Genomic DNA, 23327 nt, shown 5'->3' with positions numbered 1-23327 from the left:
TTTAACCAAGGGTGACTTCAAGATCACTCTTGGCATAAGTTGAGCAGGCGAGTCGATAACCTTGCTCAACTTCTTCCTCGCTTAGCGTCATGCTGCTGGTAGACTCAGTCTCACCTTTAACCTTGCATTTGCATGACCCACACACGCCGCTGCGACAGGCTGCAATTACCGGCAGTTGCATGGCTTCTAAACTCTCAATAAGTGGTTGGTCTGCTTGGATTGTTGCACTGGCAGCAAAACTTGGCGCACTGACTTGATATTGCGTCGCCTTGTTATTTGTCGAAGATTCATCGCTCAGCCCGTTTTCATGCGTATTATCTTGTTGCGCGCTTGCTCCTTCTGGCTTTGCTGGGGTAAAGCTTTCTTGGAAAAAGTGCTGCATATTAAAGCCGCTTGTTTCAAGCATGCCCTGAATGCTCGCCATAAATGCATTTGGACCACATAAAAAAATGGCACTTTTCTCTAATTGCGGGCAGGCGTTTTGAATATCTTGGAGACTTATGCGTCCATTTGGATAATGCGGATGAAACTCTTGAGTGAGTTTGATAGATAGGGTGAAATTCTCAACCTGATGCGAGAGCGCCAGCAGTTCATCATAAAAAGGTACTTCTTCAAGCTCTTTGGCGCTGTGAATATAACTCACGGCATAAGGCAATAAAATTTTACTTGATCTGCTTTTCACATCTGTTGTTGGAGTATTCTGGTTTAGCGTTTGATAGCTAGCTTTTTTCACCAGTTGGCGCAGCATAGACAAAACAGGCGTCGCGCCACAACCTGCGCTGATCAGCAGCACTTCAGATTGGCTAGTTGGCATTTTTTGCAGATGAAACTCACCTTGTGGTGCCATTAATTCGACGGAGTCGCCCACTTGCAATAAATCACAAATCGCATTGGACACCAAACCATTTTCAACCCGTTTAATTGTCAGGGTGAGATGATCTTCATCCGGCGCACTGCTAATTGAATACGCGCGAAAATGCATTTTTTGATTGATTTCTAGGCCAAGGTTCACAAATTGACCCGGTTTAAATGAGATTAAATTTCCTGCTTGGGGATCATTTGGCGCCGGGATAAGGCGTATGCTCACAGATTGCGGCGTTTGCTGCCATTTGTGTGTGCAAACAAAGGTTTGGGTGCCTTGTTTGGGCCATTGATAGATGTTTGGTTGTGCGCTGCGAGTTGGCGCTGGTTGAATATCTTGGATGCTCATCATCAGCCTTTTGATATAGCGAAGAGGTGAAAGAATCAAATAAAGGGGCGCAAGATTTTTCAGCGCACCCTTTGTTTTGGTTTAACGATTAATTAGATAACCCGTCTGGCTTAGGCTGCGCAGATCTCTGCAAGATCATCTTCAGCTTTTGCCGTCATACGTAAATCAAACTTCTCTTGGAGGATTTTAACGAGATTGTCGGTCAGGAAAGCTGGCGCGGTTGGGCCGGTATAAATGCCTTTGATCCCAAGGGCAAATAAGGTCAGTAAAATAACAATCGCTTTTTGTTCAAACCAAGAAAGAACAAGTGTCAGCGGCAGTTCATTGACTTCACATTCAAAGGCTTGTGACAGGGCAATTGCCAGTTCAATGGCAGAATAAGCATCATTACATTGGCCCACATCAAGCAGGCGTGGAATGCCATTGATCTCACCAAAGCTGTCTTTGTTAAAGCGGTATTTGCCACACCCTAAGGTTAAGATCAGGCTATCTTTTGGTGCTTGGTGAGTAAACTCTGTGTAGTAGTGACGTTCAGATTTGTCGCCATCACAACCGCCGACTAAGAAGAAGTGTTTGATGTTGCCAGCTTTGACTTCATCAATCACAGCAGGCGCAGCAGCCATCAGCGCATTGCGGGCAAAGCCGATAGTGATCATATGTTCGATTTCAGTGTGCGCAAAACCGTCTAAACTTAGCGCGCAATCAATAACTTGGCTAAAGTCATCACCTTCGATGTGGGTCACGCCCGGCCAGCCAACCATGCTGCGGGTAAAGATGCGCTCGGCGTATTTGCCAACATTTGGATCAATAATGCAGTTTGACGTCATTACCACAGCGCCAGGGAAGTTGGCAAATTCAGACTGTTGGTTTTGCCACGCACTGCCAAAGTTGCCCACAAGATGAGGGTACTTTTTAAGTTCAGGGTAAGCCAATGCAGGCAGCATCTCACCATGGGTGTAAACGTTAATTCCTTTGCCTTGGGTTTGCTCAAGGATTTTTTCTAAGTCATGCAGATCATGGCCTGAGACTAGAATACATTTGCCTGCAATCGGCTTGGTGTTGACTTGAGTTGGCTCAGGGTGACCGAAGGTCTCAGTTGCACCAGTGTCGAGCATCTTCATCACGCTAAAGTTCATCATGCCAATTTGCATTGAGGTTTCAAGCAGGGCATTAAGATCGGTTGGATCAGCGCCAAGGAAGCTCATAATTTGATGATATTCTTTATAAATTGCAGTGTCAGTTTGATTTAAAACGCGCGCATGCTCCATATATGCGGCAGCGCCTTTAAGACCATAAAGACAAAGCAGGCGCAAGCCCATCACATCTTCATCTACTTCATCTTGACCACGATTCACCGCTGCAAGAGGCGCAAGTTTTAAGATCTCTGATTTTTCAGTGCTAAGTTTAAATTGCGCAGCAGGGGTAATGCTAGGCAGTTCTTGGTTAATTAAACGGGCAGCCGCACGAACTTGTTCTTCGAGTTTATTTTTATACGCATCTGCTTCATGAGCAAAGGCTAAAATACGCTCAGCATCAAAGTTTACATTGGTTAAGGTTGCAAAAAAGGCAATTGGCGCCCATTCATCGACCGCTTGGGTGTCCAGCTTGTATTCATGCGCAAGGCTTGCCCAGAAAGAAACGCCTTGTAAGGCATAAACCAGCACATCTTGTAAGTCAGAAACTTCGCTCGTTTTGCCACACATCCCCGCGGCGTAAGCGCAGCCATCTTTCATTGGACTGCGGATAGTTTGTTCGCATTGAATACAAAACATAATTTATTGCTCCAGTGTATTTTTATTATTTATCAGTGATAGTGACTCCCTTTAAGCAATTAGTGTGCCAAGTTTGTATGCTACTGATTTTACTGGATTTGTGTTCAATTTTGACTATAAGCCGTATTTGTTTAGACGAGAATTGATGTGAAAAGAACATCAAATATAAACGCTTGATTTCACTTGATGTGTTTTTGACATCAAACGGATTGTACGCCGAGTTTTTTCCCCATTTTATATAAATTTCCGCGATCCATTTTCAAGGCTTTCGCCGCTTGGGACCACACGCCGCCAGATTGACGTAATGCATCTTCAATCAGTTGTTTTTGAAAACACTCCACCGCTTCACGCATTGACTTATCTTCGAGGTAAAACTCTAAGCCTTGTTCCTGCCTTGATTCAGGCTCTGTGCTTGGCACATTGAGTGGCGTTGTTTGAGCGCAAGCCTCAGTGTCTGTTTGCATATCAGTTAAATGAAAGTCAGCTTGAAAATGTTTAATATCAATGCCTTGACTTTGCTCACCAATCGCGCGTAATGCGGCGCGCATCAGGCTATGCTCGAGCTCACGCACATTTCCTGGCCAAGTTTGGTGTTGCATTTGAGTGAGCGCCGCCGCTTTGACATACAAGTCACTGATCCCAAGTTGAGGTTTGAGCTTATCTAAAATATGCCCAGCTAAAAGAGGAATATCGGCTAAACGTTCCCGCAATGGCGCCACATAAATCGGAAAGACATTTAATCTATGGTAGAGATCGGAGCGAAAACGTCCTGCGCTGACTTCTTGTTCTAAATCTCGGTTGGTGGCGGCAATGATGCGCACATCAATATGTTTGTTTTGATCAGATCCAACACGTTGCAACTCACCTTGCTGGATCACGCGCAATAGCTTTGCTTGCAGCAGTAGTGGCAACTCACCAATTTCATCCAAAAATATGGTGCCGCCATCGGCAAGTTCAAATTTACCGCTGCGATGTGAATTGGCACCGGTAAATGCGCCTTTTACATGACCAAATAACTCACTTTCGGCAATCGATTCAGGCAAGGCTGCACAGTTGACATACACCATAGGCTTGTCGCTGCGCAGGCTTTGCTGATAGATAGATTGTGCGACCAACTCTTTGCCCGTGCCAGTTTCACCACTTATCAGCACCGCATATTGACTCGGCGCAACCATTTTAATATTAGATTTTAATGCCTGCATCACAGGGGTTTGGCCAATCAGAGTGCTAAACTTACTGCGGGTTTGTTCGATTAAGGTTTTGGTCCAGTTTTTTTGCTTTTGGTGAGCAAATTTTAACGCTTCAAACAAACTAATATTACGTATCGTCGCTGCGGCAAAGGCTGCAAAAGTTTCAAGGGTTTGCGGCTTTAATTGTAAAAAAGCATCGGGATCGGCAGCGTCAATGGTGAGCACGCCAATAATCTCACCTTCAATCCGCAGACTACATCCCATGCAGGCATGCACGTCGATTTCACGGTGATCGCCTAAGCTAGGTTGATCGGAAAGGGCTAAAAGACCATCAAATGGGTCTGCAAGTTTGGAGTCACTGGCAAATTGAACCGCATGCGCGCTGTCTAAAATCGCCGCTAAGCGCGGGTGCTGCGTTGGGTCAAAGGTGCGCCCCATGACTTCCATGGCTAAGCCTTTGGTTGCTAGTGGGCGCAGCACTTTTTTATCTTTAGCTGGCTGTGATGTTAGTTGTGATGAACTGGGGCTGTTTTTTTCATAGATAAATAAACCTGCGGCATCAAAATTGACCACTTGTTGTAAGCCTTGTAGCAAAATTTGATATTGCTTGGCGCTGGGAGGTTGAGCATTGAGTTTTAGCGCCATATCGAGCAGCACAGATTCAAGCTTTTTAGGTAAATTAGCAGGCTCTTTAGCTTGGCTGATTGTTGAAGGCATATCAGTAGTCACAGTCGGTATCGGCATAATGCTCTCATTTATTTTTGGTTTGATGTGTTTTTTACATCATATTTAAGGCGCAGACAAGTTATAAATAAAAAAGCATTAAATATCAGTTGTTTATATTTTGGCATGAATTGTGCAATAGGTTATAGCAACCATAGAGATTAGTTTATTAATCAGTCATTCAATATGATTTCAGCGCAGCCTTAAAACTAATTGAGATCATCATTACTGGAGTTTTTCATGCAAATCCTAGATAAAAGCATTGAAGATAAAATTTATCCGCTTTTTCGCTTGGCATTTCGCTGTTTTTTCTTTGCCGGCAGCTTCTACGCCTTATTAATTGTCCCGCTTTGGGCGTGGATGTTTCAAACTGGCGCCTTGAGCCAAGTCTCGAGCATGGGGTTTGGCTTGCAAGTACCGGGGTTGTGGTGGCATGCCCATGAAATGATTTTTGGTTTTGCTTTTGCCATTATCGCAGGTTTTGTGTTAACCGCAGTGCAAACGTGGACAGGGATCCCAGGGATAAAATCTAAACCTTTAATTGCGCTACTTGGGATTTGGCTTTTGGTACGCATTTTATTTTGGCTGCCCGTGCCTTTATGGATGACCGCTTGTGTCGAGGCGTTCTTTCTTGCGTGGGTCGCGTATGAAGTTGGCATGCGCGCGGTGAAAAGCAAAAACTATCGTAACTTATTTTTTATCCCACTCTTTCTTTTAGCGATAGGTTTTAACTTTTTTAGCTATGCAACCATCAAGGGCGTTGCGCCTTTTACTGCCTCAAGTGTTTGGCAGGCGATGCTTTGGTGGATGATGCTGCTGATCTCGATTATGGGCGGCCGTGTGATCCCATTTTTCACCGCGCGTAAGTTTAACTTTGATAAACCTCAGCCAATTTTTTGGCTCGAGTGGGCGGCAAATCTGCCTTTACTTGCATTGATTATTTTAAGCTTTTTCCCGCTTCAAGTTAGCTTGGTGAAGGTGATTTTAGTATTTGGTGGCGTGTGTCAACTGGTGCGTTTATATCGCTGGAAAGGCTATTTAAGTTTGTCTGAGCCTTTGGTTTGGAGTTTACACCTTGGCTATTTAGCATTACCGCTTGGCATGCTAGTAAAAGGCTTGACCACGAATCCATTACTCGGACATTCGCTGACCCATTTATTTGCCATTGGCACTTTGGCTGGGGTGATCCTTGCGATGATTTGCCGCGTCACTATGGGGCACACAGGGCGAGAGATATACAAAGGGCCGAAAATGGGGCTAGCATATTTGTGTTTATCCATTGCAGCTATCGTACGCAGTTTTGGTGTTGCTTTTGCACCGAGTCAATTATTTTATCTAATTGATTTTGCAGCCTTATGCTGGGTTATAAGCTTAGCTTTATACATACGACATTTTGTACCAATGCTTTGTCAACCAAGGGTTGATGGGCACCCTGGTTAGTTTTAAATCATGAAAAACATACATATATAGTGTGGAGAACATTGTTTTTTACACAAAAATATCATGAATATTATTTATTTTTCAGCGGTGAAGCTTTACCATGCAAGAACACTTTTATTTTTAAGGATCTACCATGGTATTTACCCAGTCGAAAAAATTATTAACTAAGCTTCTACCTTTAAGCGCAGCCCTAATGCTAAGTGCGTGTGCAAGTACAGGCTCATCTTCGACTGCTGCGGCAAATAATGATCCACTTGGCGGGACGTTTTTACAGATCGCACCACCAGGGGTGACAATGACTGCCGAGCAGGAAGCAAAGCGTTTACCACTTAAAATTGTTGCGATTACTGATGAGCAAAACCGTATTCAAAAAATCGGTGAAGAGACAATTGATGCCTCAGTAAAGCAATGGTCACTACAAGATCATAATGGCGTGGAACAAGTGAAACTGCTTGAAGTGCCAGAGCAAGGCTATAATCAATTATTTGGCCCAGAGCATGATCCTGCAATCGTTTGTGGCGGCTCACCTAAGTTTATTTTCTGCTCAGCGCCAGCTGGCACAAGCTTAAACGAGAAAGTAAAACTACAGACAGGCTATTTCGGCATGGTAGTGAATAAAGGTATGATTGAGTTTGCGAAGCAGTAAATTTTAAACATACAATAAAAAAGGGTAGTAGTTAGGCCATCATGGCTGCGCTGTTACCCTTTTTTGTATCTTTTTTATCTAGGCGATATGTTATGACGCTTTAACTTCCACCCATAATACGCCTACTTCACAACGTACAACTTTAACTAGGGTGCCTTGAGGAATGGCTTGGCTACTTTTGACCTGCCAAGTAATACCTGAATATTGATGACTCACCTTGTTAAACTCGTTGAGGTCATCGCTTAAAATAAACTCATGCTCTAAAAAATCACTTTCAAGCGGCTTTTCTTCTGGCGTTTTTTGAAGCTTTTTCAATGGTTTCCATAATAAAATGGCAAAGATTAAGGTCAAAGCGCCAGAGGTCAAGGCTATTGCTGTGACGCTCACAGGTAAAATCCCAAGCCATAATAATGCGGCGGTAAGAATAAAAGCAGCGCCGATGAAGAGTAAAATTAGGCTACTAAAACCCAATACCGCGACTTCTAAGATCAGCAATAACATACCGACAAAAAATAGAATAGAAGTGATATTTTGCATGGCTACCTCTGCGCAAAATGAATGCTAAATAAAAAGTGCGTCATGGCGAAGCTCACTTGTGAGTCTCAACCATGACGTATTTATGGTCTCTATAACCGTTTGATGTTTGGAGTATTTACACTGTAAATTATTCTAATGATTTGTCATTAAGACTTTTTATTTAGCGCGTTAATAATCGACATACCTTGGGCCACAATACTTGATGGATCCGTGCCGTTTTCTGGCAGTAATACGACCGAAGATTCTTTGGCAATCGCTTCTTTTGCCGCAATGGCTTTGGTGGCAAGATCAAGTTGAATAGCCTTTTGACCTTGCTCAGTTGCCGCCGCTTCACCCACTTCCATCAAGGCTTTGGCTTGAGCATTGGCGACTGCTAAAATGGCCGCTGCTTCACCCTCTGCACGTAAAATTTGCTCAGCTTTTTCTGCTTCTGCTTCAAGCACTTGCGCTTGTTTTCGACCTTCAGCTACATTAATTGCTGCTTGGCGATCCCCTTCAGACTCAAGGATTTGCGCACGTTTCACACGCTCCGCCTTCATTTGTGCTTCCATCGATTCCATAATCGAGCTTGGCGGTACAATATCTTTAATCTCATAACGTAAGACCTGAATGCCCCAAGGTTCTGCTGCTTGGTTAATTGCGCTCACGATATTCGTATTGAGCAAATCACGCTCTTCAAAAGTACGGTCAAGATCCATTTTACCTAGCTCAGAACGCATGGTGGTTTGCGCGAGTTGGGTGACAGCAAAGACATAATCATCCACGCCATAGGTTGCTTTGTAAGGGTCAAGCACACGAAAATATAAGACGCCATCAACGATTAGCGAGATATTATCTTTGGTGATTGCCGATTGAGAGGGCACATCTTGGGCTTGCTCTTTTAGACTGCGCTCAGCTGCAATGCGGTCAATAAATGGAATAATGAAGTTTAAACCTGCCAGTTTAGTTGATTGATACTTACCAAAACGCTCAATCAGCCAAGCTTGGTTTTGCGGCACGAACTTGATGCCTTTTTTTAGGGTCAGGATAATTAAGACAAGGATTAAAATTATCGGTAGATTGGACAGCAAGATGCTGATGGGATCATTCATGGCACTTCCTTTGTACAGTTGATAAGGATTAATTTAATGATCTTACACTAATTATTGAGATTTATATTAGAAGCTAAGCAAAGTTTGGATAATTTAATTTTATATGTGTTTCACCAGACAATGCGTGCTAAATTATGTATATATTTGTTTTTAGATAAAAAGATCAGTCTTGTAAGCGCATCAACGGAGGGATAATGCAGAAAATACTCTTACTCAATGGACCCAACCTAAATTTGCTCGGCACACGTGAGCCTGAAAAATATGGCGCAGATACATTAACGGATGTAGAGAATATGTGTCGTGAATACGCCGCAACGCATGGGGTTGAATTGGAAGCGTTACAGTCAAATCATGAAGGCGCATTGGTCGATGCGATTCATCAAGCGCACTTTGCTTTTGAAAAAGGCGAGTGCTTAGGAATCGTATTTAATCCGGGGGCTTATACCCATACCTCAGTTGCTTTGCATGATGCGATTGCCGGTACAAAAGTTCCTGTTATCGAAGTACATATTACTAATGTGCATGCCAGAGAAGCTTTTCGCCATCATTCTTATGTGTCACCAGTTGCCAATGGCACTCTGATTGGATTTGGCGTGAAAGGCTATAAAATGGCGCTTCGAGTTTTACTAGATGATGTGTAAGCCTTTTATTTTTATATAAAAAAGCCGTTACTAAAATCTTTAGTAACGGCTTTAATGTAATATCTAGCTAGGATTAAACAGCGCAATTAGGCTGTCTCAAGCCAAGAATATTAACCAATGATGTTTGCAACTTCTTTTACTAGCGCTGCAAGCTCATCCCATTTTTCGTTATCGATAAGATCGTTTGGAACCATCCAAGTACCACCACAAGCAAGAACGCTTGATAGACCTAGGTAGTCGTTAACATTTTTAGGGTTTACGCCACCAGTTGGCATAAATTTAACTGGGTAAACAGCAGAAAGTGCTTTCAGCATGTTCACGCCGCCTGAAGGCTCAGCAGGGAAGAACTTAAGTGTATCAAGACCCATTTCCATTGCTTGCTCAACTAGGCTTGGGCTGTTTACGCCAGGGACGATAGCGATGTCACGCTGTTGGCAGTAACGAACAGTTGTTGGGTTGAAGCCAGGGCTTACTACGAAGTCACAGCCAGAGTTGATTGCATCATCAACTTGCGCAGTAGTTAGCACTGTGCCCGCACCGATTAGCATTTCAGGGTATGCTTCACGCATGTTTTTGATCGCTTGAACCGCGTCAGCAGTACGGAAAGTAACTTCTGCACATGGTAGGCCATTTTCAATAAGAACTTGTGCAAGTTTTACTGCTTTGTTTGCATCATTGATAGCGATAACAGGAACAACACGGATCGCTTTTAGTTTGTCGTTTAACGTAGACATTTAAATTTCCTTTGAATTGTTAGCATTACTTCCATTATTTTGAAGCAAATGAATAACAGATAAGTTTAAACCGTAATTTTATTACATAAAGCTAATTATACATACAAATACCAACTCGAAAGCTCAAGTTGGTATAAAATAGAATCTGCTTTTAGCTGTTAAGCGAAGGCATTGCTTCACTTGGAATAATTGCGCCAGGATATTGGATCACTGTGCCAGCTAGGCTATGACCCATTTTTGCACAGTTTTCAGGGGTTTGACCTGTAACATAAGCAGCAAGGTAACCAGCGCTGAATGAATCCCCAGCAGCTGTGGTGTCCACAACATTGTCAATCTTGTTCGCCGCCACTTCAACTTGCTCGCCTTGAGTGATCACAAAACAAGGTTTTTCACCACGCTTGATGATGATGTGCTCAACACCAAACTTTTGTGTACGTGCGATAGCTTCTTCTTCGTGCTTATCCTGATAAAGCATTACTTCATCATCAAAAGTTAAGAAAGCAATATCCGTTAGTTTAAGCATGCGCTCATAAGCATCTTGCGCCGCTTCAATTGAAGACCAAAGCGCAGGGCGGAAGTTGTTATCAAATGCAACTTGGCAGCCTTTGTCTTTACATTGTTTTAGCACATCAAATAGCTTATCTAAGCAATCGCTTGGAAGGATCGCAAGGCTGATGCCACTTAGATAAATAAGCTCATGTTTAGACAGTTTCTCAACAACTTCTGTCGTCGTGAAATCACGTAACCAGAATTTAGCGGCCGCATCACTGCGCCAGTAGAAGAAAGTACGCTCACCAGTGTCATCTGTTTCAATCGCATACATACCAGGCAATTTCGTTTCAGAAATATGTACATGCTCAGTATTAATCTTTTCACTTTGCCATGCGTCAAGCATTTGGCGGCTGAAAGAATCTTTACCTAATGCTGTGAAATAAGAGGTTTCAACACCCTCAACATTGGTTAGGCGTGATAGGTAAAGTGCAGTGTTTAGAGTGTCACCACCGAAGCTTTGACGATACAGATCGGCTGCTTTTTGCAACTCAACCATACATTCGCCGATGACTGCGATTGTTTTTGCTTTCATCTGAATTTATTCCTTTATGAAATTTTATTACAATATATACGGTGTATTATTTTTTCGCAAAGCAAATTAAAATTTAACTCCGATTAAGTGTGATCTAGATCACATCAAAATGTTTTTTCTTTTCTTGTATGGTTTTTTGAGAGAGAAATCACACACAAGGGACTCAGATCAAATCTAAGTAGTTTCAATTGTATTACATTATGCCAAAAATATCGACGCATAAAACAAAAATGAAACGTTATTTCAAAAATACTTGAATTCTGATTTATTTTGCGCTTATATAATAGGCATGTAAGTGATGACAATGTTTCTTCTTGTTGGTAAACATTGAATCACATTATTAATTCAGGCACTTAAAACAAAGCTAAGGAATAGATATGATCCTCAACTCTTTTGATCTTCAAGGTAAAGTCGCGATAGTAACAGGTTGTGATACGGGCCTAGGCCAAGGTATGGCATTAGGTTTAGCCCAAGCAGGTTGCCGTGTGGTTGGTGTGAACTATGTGGAGCCAAGTGAGACAATTGAAAAAATGAATGCAGGTGGTCATACATTTTTAGATGTGCGTGCAAACTTATTAAAACAAGATGACATCCCAATGATCATCGAAAAAGCGGTCGCCGAATTCGGTAAAATCGATATTCTTGTCAACAATGCAGGGATTATCCGCCGTGAAGATGCGATCGAATTTAGCGAGCAAAACTGGGATGATGTGATGAACATTAACTCAAAAACAGTTTTCTTTATGGCGCAAGCAGCGGCAAAACAATTTATCGCACAGGGCACTGGCGGTAAAATTATTAATATTGCATCAATGCTGTCTTTCCAAGGTGGGATCCGCGTACCATCTTACACGGCATCAAAAAGCGCAGTAATGGGCATCACCCGTGCGATGGCAAATGAGTGGGCAAAACACAATATCAATGTGAATGCGATTGCACCAGGGTATATGGCAACCAATAACACCCAAGCACTGCGCGCAGATGAAGAGCGTAATGCAGCGATCTTAGAGCGCATTCCAGCAGATCGTTGGGGCACACCAGAAGATGTAGCAGGCCCATGTGTGTTCCTAGCATCGGATGCAGCCTCGTATATTAATGGCTACACTGTTGCTGTAGACGGTGGTTGGTTAGCACGTTAATTTAAAGTTTAACTATATTATACAAGATCTTATATCAGACAAAAATTTACTGGAGACGCAAATGAAAATTGCACTAATGATGGAAAACAGCCAAGCGGGTAAAAACGCAACGATTCTAAATGAGCTTAAAACGGTTGTTGAGCCGCTTGGTCATACTGTTGCGAACGTTGGCATGAGTGATGAAAACGATCACCACTTGACTTATATCCACCTAGGTATTCAAGCAAGTATCCTTTTAAACTCAAAAGCGGTTGATTTTGTCGTCGCAGGTTGTGGGACAGGCCAAGGCGCTATGATGTCACTTAACCTTCACCCAGGTGTGGCATGTGGTTATTGCCTTGATCCATCAGATGCTTTCCTATTTAACCAAATCAATAATGGCAATGCATTATCTTTGGCGTTTGCGAAAGGTTTTGGTTGGGCGGCAGAGCTTAACGCACGTTATATCTTTGAAAAAGCATTCACAGGCCCTCGTGGTGAAGGTTATCCAGTTGAGCGTAAAGCGCCACAAGTGCAAAATGCTGGCATCTTGAGCCAAGTTAAAGCTGCGGTAAACAAAGATAGCTACCTTGATACGCTACGTGCCATTGATCAAGAGTTAGTCAAAACAGCAGTGACAGGCGAGCGCTTCCAAGCGTGTTTCTTTGAAAACTGTCAAGATGCTGAAATTAAAGCCTATGTTGAGTCTGTATTGGCTTAATTTGAGATAAAAGTACTTAGCTAACTTGCATAAGTAAGGGGCTTTAAAGTGAATGTCAGCTTAGTTTTAGGCTGGCATTTTTTTATGTCTGTGATTCTTATTTTTCGTTAAAAATAAAGTTAATTTTAAGCATGAAATAGGCAGTAACAAAAATGTGATCTTGGTTCGCTGAGCTTGAAAAACACGACAAGTGAATCACTCATTTGGCGGAATTTTAAAGGTCAATAAGGCATATAAAAGACACAATAATGTCATAACAATAGCCCTGAACACGAAGGGCAGTTGAGTGCTGACAATAGGCTGACTTTAAAAATCCAAATTTTAGTTACAGACTAAGGAAGATACCATGAAACTCACCTCACTTTTAAAAGCTATAGGTATAGCCTGTAGTGTCTCCATGACGATGCTTGCTCCTGCTCAAGCGCAAACTGTTTTACGTCTTGCTTATGCTGAAAATAGCCAACCTGTAAAAGATGCCTTGAAGTACATAGGTAAAGCCGTGGAAGAAAAAACCAATGGCGAGGTTGTGGTGCAATACTTTCCAGATGGACAACTGGGCGGTGAGCGTGAATTAGTTGAAATGACGCAAGTTGGCGCGATTGACATTACCAAAGTATCTTCTGGTTTGCTAGAAAGCTTCTCTCCTTATTATGGCGTGTTTTCTTTGCCTTATATGTTTAAAGATGAGGCGACGTTTTATCGCGTGATGGATGATCCAAAAATTATGACGCCTATCTATGAAGCCACTCGTGCTCAAGGTTATATCGGTGCAGGTTGGTACGACTCGGGCGCACGTAGCTTTTATATGGCAAAAGCTCCTATCAAAACGCTAGCGGATCTAAAAGGTAAAAAAATCCGTGTGATGCAAAGTGAGACCTCGATTAAAACCCTCAAACTACTCGGCGCAGCGCCCATTGCGATGGGTCAAGCGGAAGTGTATACCTCTTTACAACAAGGCATTATTGATGGCGCAGAGAATAATGAATTTGCACTAACGATTGCCCGTCATGGGGAGGTGGCGCGTTATTATTCTTATGATATGCATACACGCATACCGGATATTGTCATTTTAAGCACCATGACCAAGCGAAAATTAACTGAGGAGCAATATCAAGCCTTATTGGATGCGATTAAAGAATCAATCGACGTCGAGAAAAAAGCGTGGCAAGCCGAGATGGCAAAAACCCGAGAGCTAGCGGTTTCGCAATTTAATGTTGAGTTTACTCAAGTTGATCAAAGCCCATTTAAACAAGCGGTTGCACCTATTTATGAGTCGCTCAAAGCCAAGCCAGACGTGTATCAAATCTACCAACAAATAGAGATGGCCAACCAAGCCGCTGATGAATGAATTTTATCCAAGTTCGCAAGCTCGTCTTGCACCGTGAAACAAAATTAAAATAAATCACAAGGTGATCTTATGACTACAAAAATTAGGTGGTGGCTCGATAAAGTCATCGGGGTTTTTGGCTGCAGCGCGATGATACTTATGGTTATCGTTGCATGCTGGCAGGTAATTAGCCGTTATGTCTTTAACGCGCCGAGTACATTTTCGGAAGAGTTTTTACGTTTTTCATTAGTTTGGGTGTCTGTGATTGGTATGGCTTATGTCGCTGGAAAGCGTGAGCATATCAACTTAACCCTATTTTTAGACAAAGCGCCACAGCGATTCGTGAAGACATGGAACATTATTTTGCAAGTGGTGTTTATCCTATTTGCTATTTATGTCCTCATCATTGGCGGCTTAAAAATCTCAGGCAATGCCATGACGCAAGTTTCACCTGTCTTGCAGCTTTCTATGGGAGTGGTGTACTACGTGCTGCCTATCTCTGGCGTGCTCATCATTATTTACTCTGTATTGAATATTATTGATATTAAACAAGATAGAGAAATTAAAAAGTCACCGTCGATGGCACCAACAGAAGATAATTCTCAATCAGAAGAAGGAGCACTCTAATGCCTGATCCAATCTTAGCTTCTGGTATGTTAGTCGGCATTTTTGCCTTATTACTTGCAATGGGGACACCTATTGGCTTGTGTATTGTGATTGCCTCGACTTGCACCATTATGCTGGTGCTGCCATTTGATATTGCCATGTTTACCACGGCGCAAAAAATGTTCTCAAGCTTAGACAGCTTTGCGCTTTTAGCTGTACCATTTTTCATCCTCGCGGGGGTGATCATGAACAACGGCGGCATTGCGACGCGCTTGGTGAACTTTGCCAAGATTTTTACAGGCCGCGTACCGGGTTCGCTTTCTTACACCAATATTGCGGGCAACATGATGTTTGGCGCAGTGTCTGGCTCCGCGATTGCTGCGTCCACCTCAATTGGTGGGGTGATGATCCCAATGAGCGCCAAAGAGGGTTACAGCCGTGAGTTTGCGTCTGCGGTTAACATAGCTTCAGCGCCAACAGGCATGCTGATCCCACCGACAACCGCTTTTATCTTATATGCACTGGCTAGTGGCGGCACTTCGATTGCAGCGCTTTTTGCAGGCGGCTTTGTAGCAGGGAGTTTATGGGGCCTTGGCTGCATGATCATTACCTATTTTATTGCCAAGAAGAATAATTATCAGACTTTCTTTAAATTACAAAAAGGTATGGCGTGGAAAGTCACCAAAGATGCGGTGCCAAGTTTGCTGCTCGTCGTGATTATTGTTGGCGGCATAGTGCAAGGTATTTTTACTGCGGTGGAAGCCTCAGCAGTGGCTGTGATTTACACCTTAGTCTTAACCCTTGGGCTTTACCGTACGATTCAACTAAATGATTTACCGCGTATTTTAATGCAAACCTTTGTGATGAGTGGGGTGATCATGTTCTTACTTGCCACTTCATCAGCAATGTCATTTGCAATGGCGATGACAGGCATTCCTGCTGCATTAAGCGCCATGATACTCGGCATTTCAGAGAGCCCAGCGGTGATCATGCTTGCCGTGACCATTTTCTTACTTGTCGTTGGCGCCTTTATGGATATCGGCCCTGCGATCTTGATTTTTACGCCAATTTTGCTACCAATCGTCACTCAAATTGGCGTGGATCCGGTTCACTTTGGCGTCTTGATGGTGTTTAACCTTGCGATTGGCACGATTACGCCCCCAGTTGGCAGCGGCTTATACGTTGGCGCAAGTGTTGGCCAAGTGAAGGTTGAAAGCTTAGTCAAACCGCTGATCCCATTTTATATTGCGATTATTCTAGTGCTCTTCGCAATTACTTATATCCCTGAATTAACTCTATTTTTACCAAGATTACTTGGCGTATTGTAAAAGGACAAAATATTATGACACCGACAGTTTTTCCCGTGAAGCATAGCAAACTACTCGCATGTATTGAGCGTCCACACCCACGTAGTGAAGTGGTCGATAATATTAAGCGTCTGATTGATAATTTAGTGAATATTCAAGATGAAACAGGTGAGTTTTTATTACACCTTGATGATGGTCGTGTGATTGATACCAAGGGTTGGGCCGGTTGGGAGTGGACTCATGGCATCGGTTTATATGGTATGTATAAGTATTATCAGCAAACCAATGATAAAGAAGTTGTGCAAATTATTGATGACTGGTTTAAAGACCGCTTTAGTGAAGAGCAAGCCACAAAAAATGTGAATACAGTCTGCCCATTTTTAACCCTTGCGTATCGTTATGAAGAAACTGGCGATCAGTCGTTAGTTCCATACCTTGAAACTTGGGCAGATTATGTGATGTATCAGATGCCTCGCACGGCTTCAGGTGGTATTCAACACATTGTTTATAATAGCGAAAATACTCAACAAATGTGGGATGACACTTTAATGATGAGCGTTATGCCGCTGACTAAAATTGGCCTCCTGCTTGATCGCCCTGAATATGTTGAAGAAGCGAAATTCCAGTTCCTAAATCATATTCAATATTTGATGGATCGCGAGTCTGGCACTTGGTTCCACGGTTGGACATTTGACGGCAAGCATAATTTTGCCAATGCTCGTTGGGCGCGTGGCAACAGCTGGGTAACTATTGTGATCCCTGATTTTCTTGAATTGCTCGATCTGCCAGCACACGATGCATATCGCCGTCACTTGATCCACACGTTGGGGCGTCAGGTTGAAGCGCTAGCTGCCAGTCAACAAGCCAATGGTTTGTGGTGTACTTTGCTTGATGATGAGAACTCTTATGTTGAAACATCAGCCAGTGCTGGTTTTGCTTACGGGATCCTAAAAGCTGTTCGCCTGCGTTATATTGATGAGAAATATGCCCAAATGGCGCACAAAGCTGTGGATCGTATTTTGGCTGATTATATTAACCAAGATGGTGAGTTGACCAATGTATCCTTTGGTACAGCGATGGGCGAGGATTTAGATTATTATCGTAATATCCCATTAACTTCAATGCCTTATGGTCAAGCGATGGCGATCTTGTGCTTATCTGAATACTTACGCACTTATCTGTAAGCTTGCGATGAATAAGTAAACATAAGCCTGTGCGATAAGACGTATATCGCATGGGCTTTGTTGTTTTTCAGAGGGGCATCACAAAATTGTCGAAATCTCATGAAATTTAAGGATATATTGATTTCGTTCACTTGTTTAATTGTTATAACTTACCTATCTTATCTAGGGTTCATTCTGGATAATAAAATGATGTTTCAATTAAATAGTGAAGAGTTTTTTAAAAATGAAGCGGCGATCTGGACGGAAGTGCGTGCACCGCAACAGGACTTTCCTGAGCATAGTCATGACTTTCATGAATTAGTGGTGGTTTCCAAAGGGGCAGGGCAGCATGTGCTCAATGATGTCCCGATGAATTTATCACAAAACCTGATCTGCTTTATCTCACCACGCGATAGGCATTTATTTGAATCTTCCGAAGGCCTTTTTCTTACTAATATATTGTTTAAGAAAGATAAACTTAGCGCAGGCCCCATTCTAAAAGAACTCTTACCTAAAGATGATGACGCCTTTAATCACTGGTTTGTGACGACCAATGCGATGGGGCGGATCAGCCACTTGATTGCACAAATGGATCAAGAAAATAAGCAAATGGGCATTGAATCTAAGTTAATGAAAGAAGCGCTATTTCAGCAATTAGTAGTGGAGATTTCGCGTGGTCGTTTAACGCATCAAGCGAAAGCAGATCATGAGAATGTGATCTTGCAGATCTTAGATTGGATCGCTCATCATTATGATCAAGATATCAGTGTGGCGGATTTATCCGAGCAGTTTCAAGTTTCCTCGCGCACTTTAAGTCGAAAAATGAAGCAAATGACTAACTTATCTTTAAATAATTATGTGCACCGCGTGCGAATCAACCAAGCGATGAACAAATTACAATACTCAGAAGACTCTATCACAGAGATAGCTTTTCAGGTTGGTTATAAAGATAGCAACTATTTTAGTACGAAATTTAAACAGTTCACCAACAGAACGCCGTCAGATTTTAGATAATTCATCGGTTTGGATCTCATTTTGGATCTTTTTGAGATCTAGGTATTTATTTAACTGGGCGAAAAAAATAAAGCAGCATATACTCATTTCCGTTCACAGAAGTTTAGAATCTTTAAACACTCTATAAAAACATTTTAAAACGAAGGTTTGAACTTTTCTGAGCTTGCCAAGGTGCAGATCAGCTGTGACGAAAAAGAATAACAACGTGAAGCAAAAATAGAACTGGGATATATCGCAAGTTTTGTCTATTGATTTAAAGACTTGGCTAGCGAAATAAACTCGGTCACCCTTGAAGAAACCCCCTAAGTGATGCAAGTTGCTTAGGGGGTTTTGGGTTTTAGGGCTTTTGGATTTTTAGAGGTGCTTACGCATAATCACGTAAAATATTGCCACCCCATAAATCTTGTGATGTCCCGTTTGCCAAATCCAGCACAAAATGTTTCGAAGGTTGCGCAGTGATAAAGTGATAATAGACACGCGCAAAAGCAGCGAGACGGGTTTGCAGCGCGGCAGTGGTGAGGGCATCAATATCACTGCCGTGGCTTGGATCACCACCTAAGTAATCTTCCCCACTTGATTGGGTTAAGTCACCGTCAAGATCAAAGCGGTTAAAAAACTCACTGACCACAGCATAAACAATCACGTTCGACTCACCAATATCAGCAATCGCATCTTCATCCCCTGAGCGCATATGCAGCATATCATCACAATAATCCGCAAAATTACGGCTATTGAGCTCCGACTCTGGCAAGCTAAACTGAGTTAAGAAAGCATTAACAGTATCGAGCGCACCATAGGCATCAAGGTTGGCATTAATGCTAGTCAAGACATCTAGCATGGCTTGATCTGAGCTTAAATCTTCAGCGTTAACAAAAGCGACTAATTCTTCATCACTTAACGCTTTCAACTCACCCGCAAGCATGACGGCTTTAAGTGGCAATTTGTTGTCATACATGGTTTTAATATCTTGTCCCCATTTTTCAGAGGTGCGGATATTATTTAAAATAATCAAATGCTTGAACATCATCTCACGATAGTTAGTCGCCGTTAAAATATCTTCCCATGCCACATCTTCACCTTGTGCTTTTCTATATTCAAGCTCGGCTTGGTAATAAGGGAAAAGTGAATCAAAGTCCGCAACCTCATCTAAAGTATGAGTTGTGATCTCAACTTCATCTCGGTTATTAAACTTCACAACTTTGTATGCAGGAATATAAGCCGCCAGTGATGGGGCTTGCACATTAAATAGCACGTCACCATTTGGCGAAACATGACGCGCCGTATCACTAATATGAATGTGACCTGCGATATTTAAACGCACACCAGTTGCGCGCACTTGCTGCGCTGTGTCATCTGATGGCACGCGCTTATGATTATAAGAACTATCATCGAAAAGATAATAAAAATCATCGGCAGAGTAGTTTAAATACTCCACAGCAGGGTAATGTGAGAAAACAAGTAAGCACTAACCTTCTTGCTCAGCACGTGCGGTGACATCGGTGAGCCAATCAAATAATTCTGCTTTATAGGTTTTCGCTTCTTCGTAGCCTTTGGCATTGGATTCCCAGTTCTCACCTGTTTTTTCTGCGCACAGGTCAATATCTGCGCCAGTAATTGGATTGTGTACATTGGTGTCGACACTTGCAATCCATAAACCTTCGACTGGCTCGACTAAGTAGCTTGAATCATGGCACCAGTGCGAGGCTTCACCATCAAGGGATGACATTTGTTTGCCACGTTTGTCAATATCCGTGCTGCCCCATGGGGTTTCATAATGCAGATAAGAATCTTGAGGCATAAAGCCGCACTTGCCTAGGCGTTCAAACAAACCTTCGTAGCCAAGCCCCCACATTTTTTGTGTGATGAGGGTATTGGGCTCGCTTGGATCGGTATTTTCGTCAGAGGTAACAGTTGTGGTTGAGCCATCTGAGTTCAGGAAGCGTTTACTCTGGTTTTTACCAAAAGGGGCGTTTGGATCATGATTGCCGTTGGTGATAAAAAATTGCATGCCTTGCGCTTTATAAGGTTCTAAAAATGCAGCCAGCCCGTCGATTGTGGCAACTTGTCCATCATCTGACATATCCCCAACTAAGACCACCAATGAAATACCTTGGGCTTGAATGTCAGCAAGTGCTTGCTTAAATGCAAAGTAGTTTTCATTAAACATGCGTGTGCTTTCGACGCTATCTTGCATTGAGCGAATGCTCACATCATTGCCAGTAAACTCATAGTTGCCAAAAATATCATGGAAATGCACATCCCCTAAAATAGCGACTTGAAAATTCTGGCTATTGGTTGCGCCATTAAAATCATATTTTGGACCATTGCCCCCGCAGGCACTAAGCAGCGCAGTTGCGCCAGCAAGAATACTGCCTTGTTTGATAAATTGGCGACGGCTGGGATTAAAATAAGATGTTTGCATGCGTAGATCCTTGTACAAAGTGCGGATAAAGATGCGAACTGTATCGACTTTTTATGACATATTCTGTGGATTTAGATGAAGAAATTGTGACATGCTGTGCACATTTATTTGCACAGAAATGGTGCGTCAAAAATTAAATGCACCAATTTGGAATATTAATTTTGAAGGTTAAAGTAAATTTTAAATATAGGTAACATATACTTAACAATATAGCTTGAATTTTGAGTGATTTGCTCGTCTTTTATACGCTGGTTTTTGGCACGATTGCTGCTTATGCTTTCTTAGTAAGAAAAATTTTAACTAAGGATAATCCATGCCAAGCTATCGTTACCAACAAGGCTCGCACACTTATACATTTAAAAGCCTTGCCGAATTAATGGCAAAGGCGACGCCGCAACGTAGTGGGGATGAACTGGCAGGTGTTGCCGCAAGCTCTGCGCAGGAAAGAGCCGTGGCGCAAATGGCGCTCGCTGAATTGCCACTTACCACCTTTTTAAATGACCCCTTGATCCCCTATGAAAGCGATGAAATCACGCGCCTTATTTTAGATGAGCATTCAAGCACAGCATTTCTTGAAATCGCGCATTTTACTGTGGGTGATTTTCGAAATTGGTTATTGCTTGAAACCACGACAAGCGTTGAGCTCACGCGTATTCAAGCAGGGCTGACGCCCGAAATGGTCGCTGCTGTGTGCAAAATTATGCGTAATCAAGATCTGATATTAGTGGCTAAGAAATGCCTTGTTGTTACCCAGTTTAGAAATACCATAGGTTTAAAAGGTCACTTATCCACGCGTCTGCAACCCAACCACCCAACGGATGATGCGAGCGGCATTGCTGCTTCTATTTTCGATGGTCTGTTGTATGCAAATGGCGATGCCGTGATTGGAATTAACCCTGCAACCGATAGTGTCGCGCAAGCAGTTAAGCTGATGCATTTAATGGATGATGTGATCCAAGAATATCAGATCCCAACCCAATCTTGCGTACTCACGCATATTACGAATACATTAGAGGCGATTGAACTTGGCGCACCGGTTGATTTAATTTTCCAATCCATTGGTGGCACTGAGGTCACCAACCAAGGCTTTGGGATCAATTTAGCTTTAATCGAAGAAGCTTATCAAGCGGGTTTATCGCTTAATCGTGGCACGCTTGGGCAAAACCTGATGTATTTTGAAACCGGTCAAGGCAGCGCTTTATCTGCCAACGGGCATCATGGCTTAGATCAGCAAACTTGTGAAGCGCGATCTTACGCCGTTGCGCGTAAATTTAAGCCGCTATTGGTCAACACTGTGGTTGGGTTTATCGGCCCAGAATACCTCTTTGATGGCAAGCAAATCATACGCGCAGGGCTTGAAGATCATTTCTGCGGTAAGTTACTTGGTCTGCCGATGGGGTGTGATATTTGCTATACCAACCATGCCTTTGCCGATCAAAATGATATGGACACTTTGTTGACCTTACTTGGTGTTGCCGAGTGCTCGTTTATTATGGGGATCCCAGGCTCAGATGACATCATGCTCAATTATCAAACCACTTCTTTTCATGATGCGCTTTATGCGAGACAAGTTCTAGGTTTACGTCCTGCGCCTGAGTTTGATGCTTGGCTGAAACAAATGCAAATTGTGCCAGATGATCTCTCGACTCAATTAAGTGAAAACCTATCCCAAGCGCTTGCTGCGCCGCTGCGTAATATTTCGGAGGCATCATGAGTGTGATTTCAATTACTAGCCATTCTTCTAAACAAAATGTAAAGCCAGATCCGTGGCAAAAGTTACGCCAGTTTACTCAAGCGCGGATTGCGATTGGACGCGCTGGCTCAAGCACCCCAACCGATGAGTTATTAAAATTTCAACTCGCACATGCTAAGGCAATGGACGCTGTGCATCATGGCTTAGATGTTGATGCTTTTCTTGAACAGTGCGCTAATTTGCCAGAGCTTGAGCGACTATTACCTGCGTATAAACTGCATAGCCAAGTCAAAGATAGATTTGAATATTTACAACGCCCTGATTTAGGTCGCCGTTTAGATGAGAAAAGCCGCCATCAACTAAAGCGCGATCATAAGGGTCAGTATGATTTGGCGTTTGTGGTGGCAGATGGTTTGTCTTCGTATGCGATTGCAAAAAATGCCGCGCCGTTTTTACAAACCTTTATGCAGCAAGCTAAAGAGAAAAACCTGCATATCGCGCCGCTGTCAGTGGTAGCGCAAGGGCGAGTGGCAATCGGGGATGAAATTGCAGTGATGCAAGATGCTAAAGCCGTGATCATGCTTATTGGGGAACGTCCGGGACTGAGTTCGCCAGATAGTATGGGACTGTATTTAACATGGGCGCCAAAAGTGGGTATTGAAGATGCAAGACGGAACTGCATTTCAAATATCCGACTTGAAGGCTTGAGTTATGTGGATGCGGTGAATAAATGCTTGTATCTGCTTGAAGAATCGAAACGATTAGATATTTCAGGCATAGCAGTTAAAGATCGCGCCGAATCTGTTGCGCCAAGTTTGCCAGCATCCGATTCGCCCACGCAGATCTCACGTCAAACACAAACTTTTTGTCTAACAAATAGATAGGGAA

The 23327-nt window shown here is 42.8% G+C and carries 21 protein-coding genes; 12 read left to right on the top strand and 9 right to left on the bottom strand.

The features are described 5' to 3' along the window. Nucleotide 1: 1 nt before the first annotated feature. From AC2VOY_RS12515 to norR, 3 genes are all read right to left on the bottom strand, one after another. Nucleotides 2-1210 (bottom strand): flavin reductase family protein, encoded by a 1209-nt coding sequence (locus tag AC2VOY_RS12515; RefSeq protein ID WP_491833941.1) that lies wholly within the window; start codon nucleotides 1208-1210, stop codon nucleotides 2-4. 110 nt (nucleotides 1211-1320) lie between these two features. Then, complete coding sequence (hcp, locus tag AC2VOY_RS12510; protein WP_491833940.1) at nucleotides 1321-2982, bottom strand: hydroxylamine reductase; 1662 nt, start codon at nucleotides 2980-2982, stop codon at nucleotides 1321-1323. A 200-nt stretch (nucleotides 2983-3182) separates the two neighbouring features. Then, nucleotides 3183-4889 (bottom strand): nitric oxide reductase transcriptional regulator NorR, encoded by a 1707-nt coding sequence (gene norR / locus AC2VOY_RS12505; RefSeq protein ID WP_491834133.1) that lies wholly within the window; start codon nucleotides 4887-4889, stop codon nucleotides 3183-3185. A 246-nt stretch (nucleotides 4890-5135) separates the two neighbouring features. Here norR and AC2VOY_RS12500 point away from each other — a divergent pair, with 246 nt between their 5' ends. Continuing rightward, on the top strand, nucleotides 5136-6335 hold the full coding sequence (locus tag AC2VOY_RS12500; RefSeq protein WP_491833939.1) for an NnrS family protein: 1200 nt from the start codon (nucleotides 5136-5138) through the stop codon (nucleotides 6333-6335). Between the two features lie 133 nt (nucleotides 6336-6468). Further along, on the top strand, nucleotides 6469-6981 hold the full coding sequence (locus AC2VOY_RS12495; protein ID WP_491833938.1) for a hypothetical protein: 513 nt from the start codon (nucleotides 6469-6471) through the stop codon (nucleotides 6979-6981). A gap of 90 nt (nucleotides 6982-7071) precedes the next feature. Here the strand turns inward: AC2VOY_RS12495 and AC2VOY_RS12490 are convergent, their stop codons facing one another. Both AC2VOY_RS12490 and AC2VOY_RS12485 read right to left on the bottom strand, forming a co-directional pair. After that, nucleotides 7072-7518, bottom strand: a complete 447-nt coding sequence (locus tag AC2VOY_RS12490) for an NfeD family protein (RefSeq protein WP_491833937.1) — start codon at nucleotides 7516-7518, stop codon at nucleotides 7072-7074. 146 nt (nucleotides 7519-7664) lie between these two features. Continuing rightward, nucleotides 7665-8609: an SPFH domain-containing protein gene (locus AC2VOY_RS12485; protein ID WP_491833936.1), complete on the bottom strand. Its 945-nt coding sequence runs from the start codon at nucleotides 8607-8609 to the stop codon at nucleotides 7665-7667. Between the two features lie 194 nt (nucleotides 8610-8803). Between AC2VOY_RS12485 and aroQ the strand changes: the two genes are divergently transcribed. Next, nucleotides 8804-9250 (top strand): type II 3-dehydroquinate dehydratase, encoded by a 447-nt coding sequence (aroQ, locus tag AC2VOY_RS12480; RefSeq protein WP_491833935.1) that lies wholly within the window; start codon nucleotides 8804-8806, stop codon nucleotides 9248-9250. A gap of 110 nt (nucleotides 9251-9360) precedes the next feature. Here aroQ and AC2VOY_RS12475 read toward each other — a convergent pair whose 3' ends face one another. Beyond that, nucleotides 9361-9984, bottom strand: a complete 624-nt coding sequence (locus tag AC2VOY_RS12475) for a bifunctional 4-hydroxy-2-oxoglutarate aldolase/2-dehydro-3-deoxy-phosphogluconate aldolase (protein WP_491833934.1) — start codon at nucleotides 9982-9984, stop codon at nucleotides 9361-9363. 151 nt (nucleotides 9985-10135) lie between these two features. After that, nucleotides 10136-11068 carry a 2-dehydro-3-deoxygluconokinase gene (kdgK, locus tag AC2VOY_RS12470; protein ID WP_491833933.1) on the bottom strand — a complete coding sequence of 311 codons (933 nt, stop codon included), beginning with the start codon at nucleotides 11066-11068 and terminating at the stop codon, nucleotides 10136-10138. A gap of 377 nt (nucleotides 11069-11445) precedes the next feature. Here kdgK and kduD point away from each other — a divergent pair, with 377 nt between their 5' ends. The 7 genes from kduD (at nucleotide 11446) to AC2VOY_RS12435 (ending at nucleotide 18324) form a co-directional block, all read left to right on the top strand. Continuing rightward, on the top strand, nucleotides 11446-12207 hold the full coding sequence (kduD, locus tag AC2VOY_RS12465) for a 2-dehydro-3-deoxy-D-gluconate 5-dehydrogenase KduD (protein WP_491833932.1): 762 nt from the start codon (nucleotides 11446-11448) through the stop codon (nucleotides 12205-12207). Between the two features lie 61 nt (nucleotides 12208-12268). Beyond that, nucleotides 12269-12907, top strand: coding sequence for an RpiB/LacA/LacB family sugar-phosphate isomerase (locus AC2VOY_RS12460; protein WP_491833931.1), 639 nt, complete (start codon nucleotides 12269-12271; stop codon nucleotides 12905-12907). A 346-nt stretch (nucleotides 12908-13253) separates the two neighbouring features. Then, the gene (locus tag AC2VOY_RS12455; RefSeq protein ID WP_491833930.1) at nucleotides 13254-14255 is read left to right on the top strand and encodes a TRAP transporter substrate-binding protein; all 1002 of its coding nucleotides are present in this window, start codon (nucleotides 13254-13256) and stop codon (nucleotides 14253-14255) included. Between the two features lie 69 nt (nucleotides 14256-14324). Continuing rightward, nucleotides 14325-14861, top strand: coding sequence for a TRAP transporter small permease (locus AC2VOY_RS12450; protein WP_491833929.1), 537 nt, complete (start codon nucleotides 14325-14327; stop codon nucleotides 14859-14861). Then, nucleotides 14861-16168 carry a TRAP transporter large permease gene (locus AC2VOY_RS12445; RefSeq protein ID WP_491833928.1) on the top strand — a complete coding sequence of 436 codons (1308 nt, stop codon included), beginning with the start codon at nucleotides 14861-14863 and terminating at the stop codon, nucleotides 16166-16168. Before AC2VOY_RS12450 ends, AC2VOY_RS12445 begins: the two co-directional genes overlap by 1 nt. Before the next feature lie 14 nt (nucleotides 16169-16182). Next, entirely contained in the window at nucleotides 16183-17331 is a 1149-nt protein-coding gene (gene bglB / locus AC2VOY_RS12440) for a beta-galactosidase BglB (RefSeq protein WP_491833927.1), read from the top strand. A gap of 186 nt (nucleotides 17332-17517) precedes the next feature. Continuing rightward, the gene (locus tag AC2VOY_RS12435; protein ID WP_491833926.1) at nucleotides 17518-18324 is read left to right on the top strand and encodes a helix-turn-helix domain-containing protein; all 807 of its coding nucleotides are present in this window, start codon (nucleotides 17518-17520) and stop codon (nucleotides 18322-18324) included. A 364-nt stretch (nucleotides 18325-18688) separates the two neighbouring features. On the opposite strand, the gene AC2VOY_RS12430 is transcribed toward AC2VOY_RS12435, so the two are convergent. Together AC2VOY_RS12430 and AC2VOY_RS12425 are read right to left on the bottom strand one after the other, a co-directional pair. Next, entirely contained in the window at nucleotides 18689-19687 is a 999-nt protein-coding gene (locus AC2VOY_RS12430) for a hypothetical protein (protein ID WP_491833924.1), read from the bottom strand. A 102-nt stretch (nucleotides 19688-19789) separates the two neighbouring features. Continuing rightward, on the bottom strand, nucleotides 19790-20746 hold the full coding sequence (locus tag AC2VOY_RS12425; RefSeq protein ID WP_491833922.1) for a metallophosphoesterase: 957 nt from the start codon (nucleotides 20744-20746) through the stop codon (nucleotides 19790-19792). 313 nt (nucleotides 20747-21059) lie between these two features. Between AC2VOY_RS12425 and AC2VOY_RS12420 the strand changes: the two genes are divergently transcribed. Further along, the gene (locus AC2VOY_RS12420; RefSeq protein WP_491833920.1) at nucleotides 21060-22460 is read left to right on the top strand and encodes an ethanolamine ammonia-lyase subunit EutB; all 1401 of its coding nucleotides are present in this window, start codon (nucleotides 21060-21062) and stop codon (nucleotides 22458-22460) included. Further along, nucleotides 22457-23323, top strand: a complete 867-nt coding sequence (gene eutC, locus AC2VOY_RS12415; protein ID WP_491833918.1) for an ethanolamine ammonia-lyase subunit EutC — start codon at nucleotides 22457-22459, stop codon at nucleotides 23321-23323. The genes AC2VOY_RS12420 and eutC overlap by 4 nt, the downstream gene beginning before the upstream one ends. Nucleotides 23324-23327 lie beyond the last annotated feature (4 nt).

Source organism: Vibrio sp. KMM 9700 (assembly GCF_058545285.1).
The sequence above is the reverse complement of the archived record's forward strand: the minus strand, read 5'-3'. Positions and strand labels throughout refer to the sequence as shown.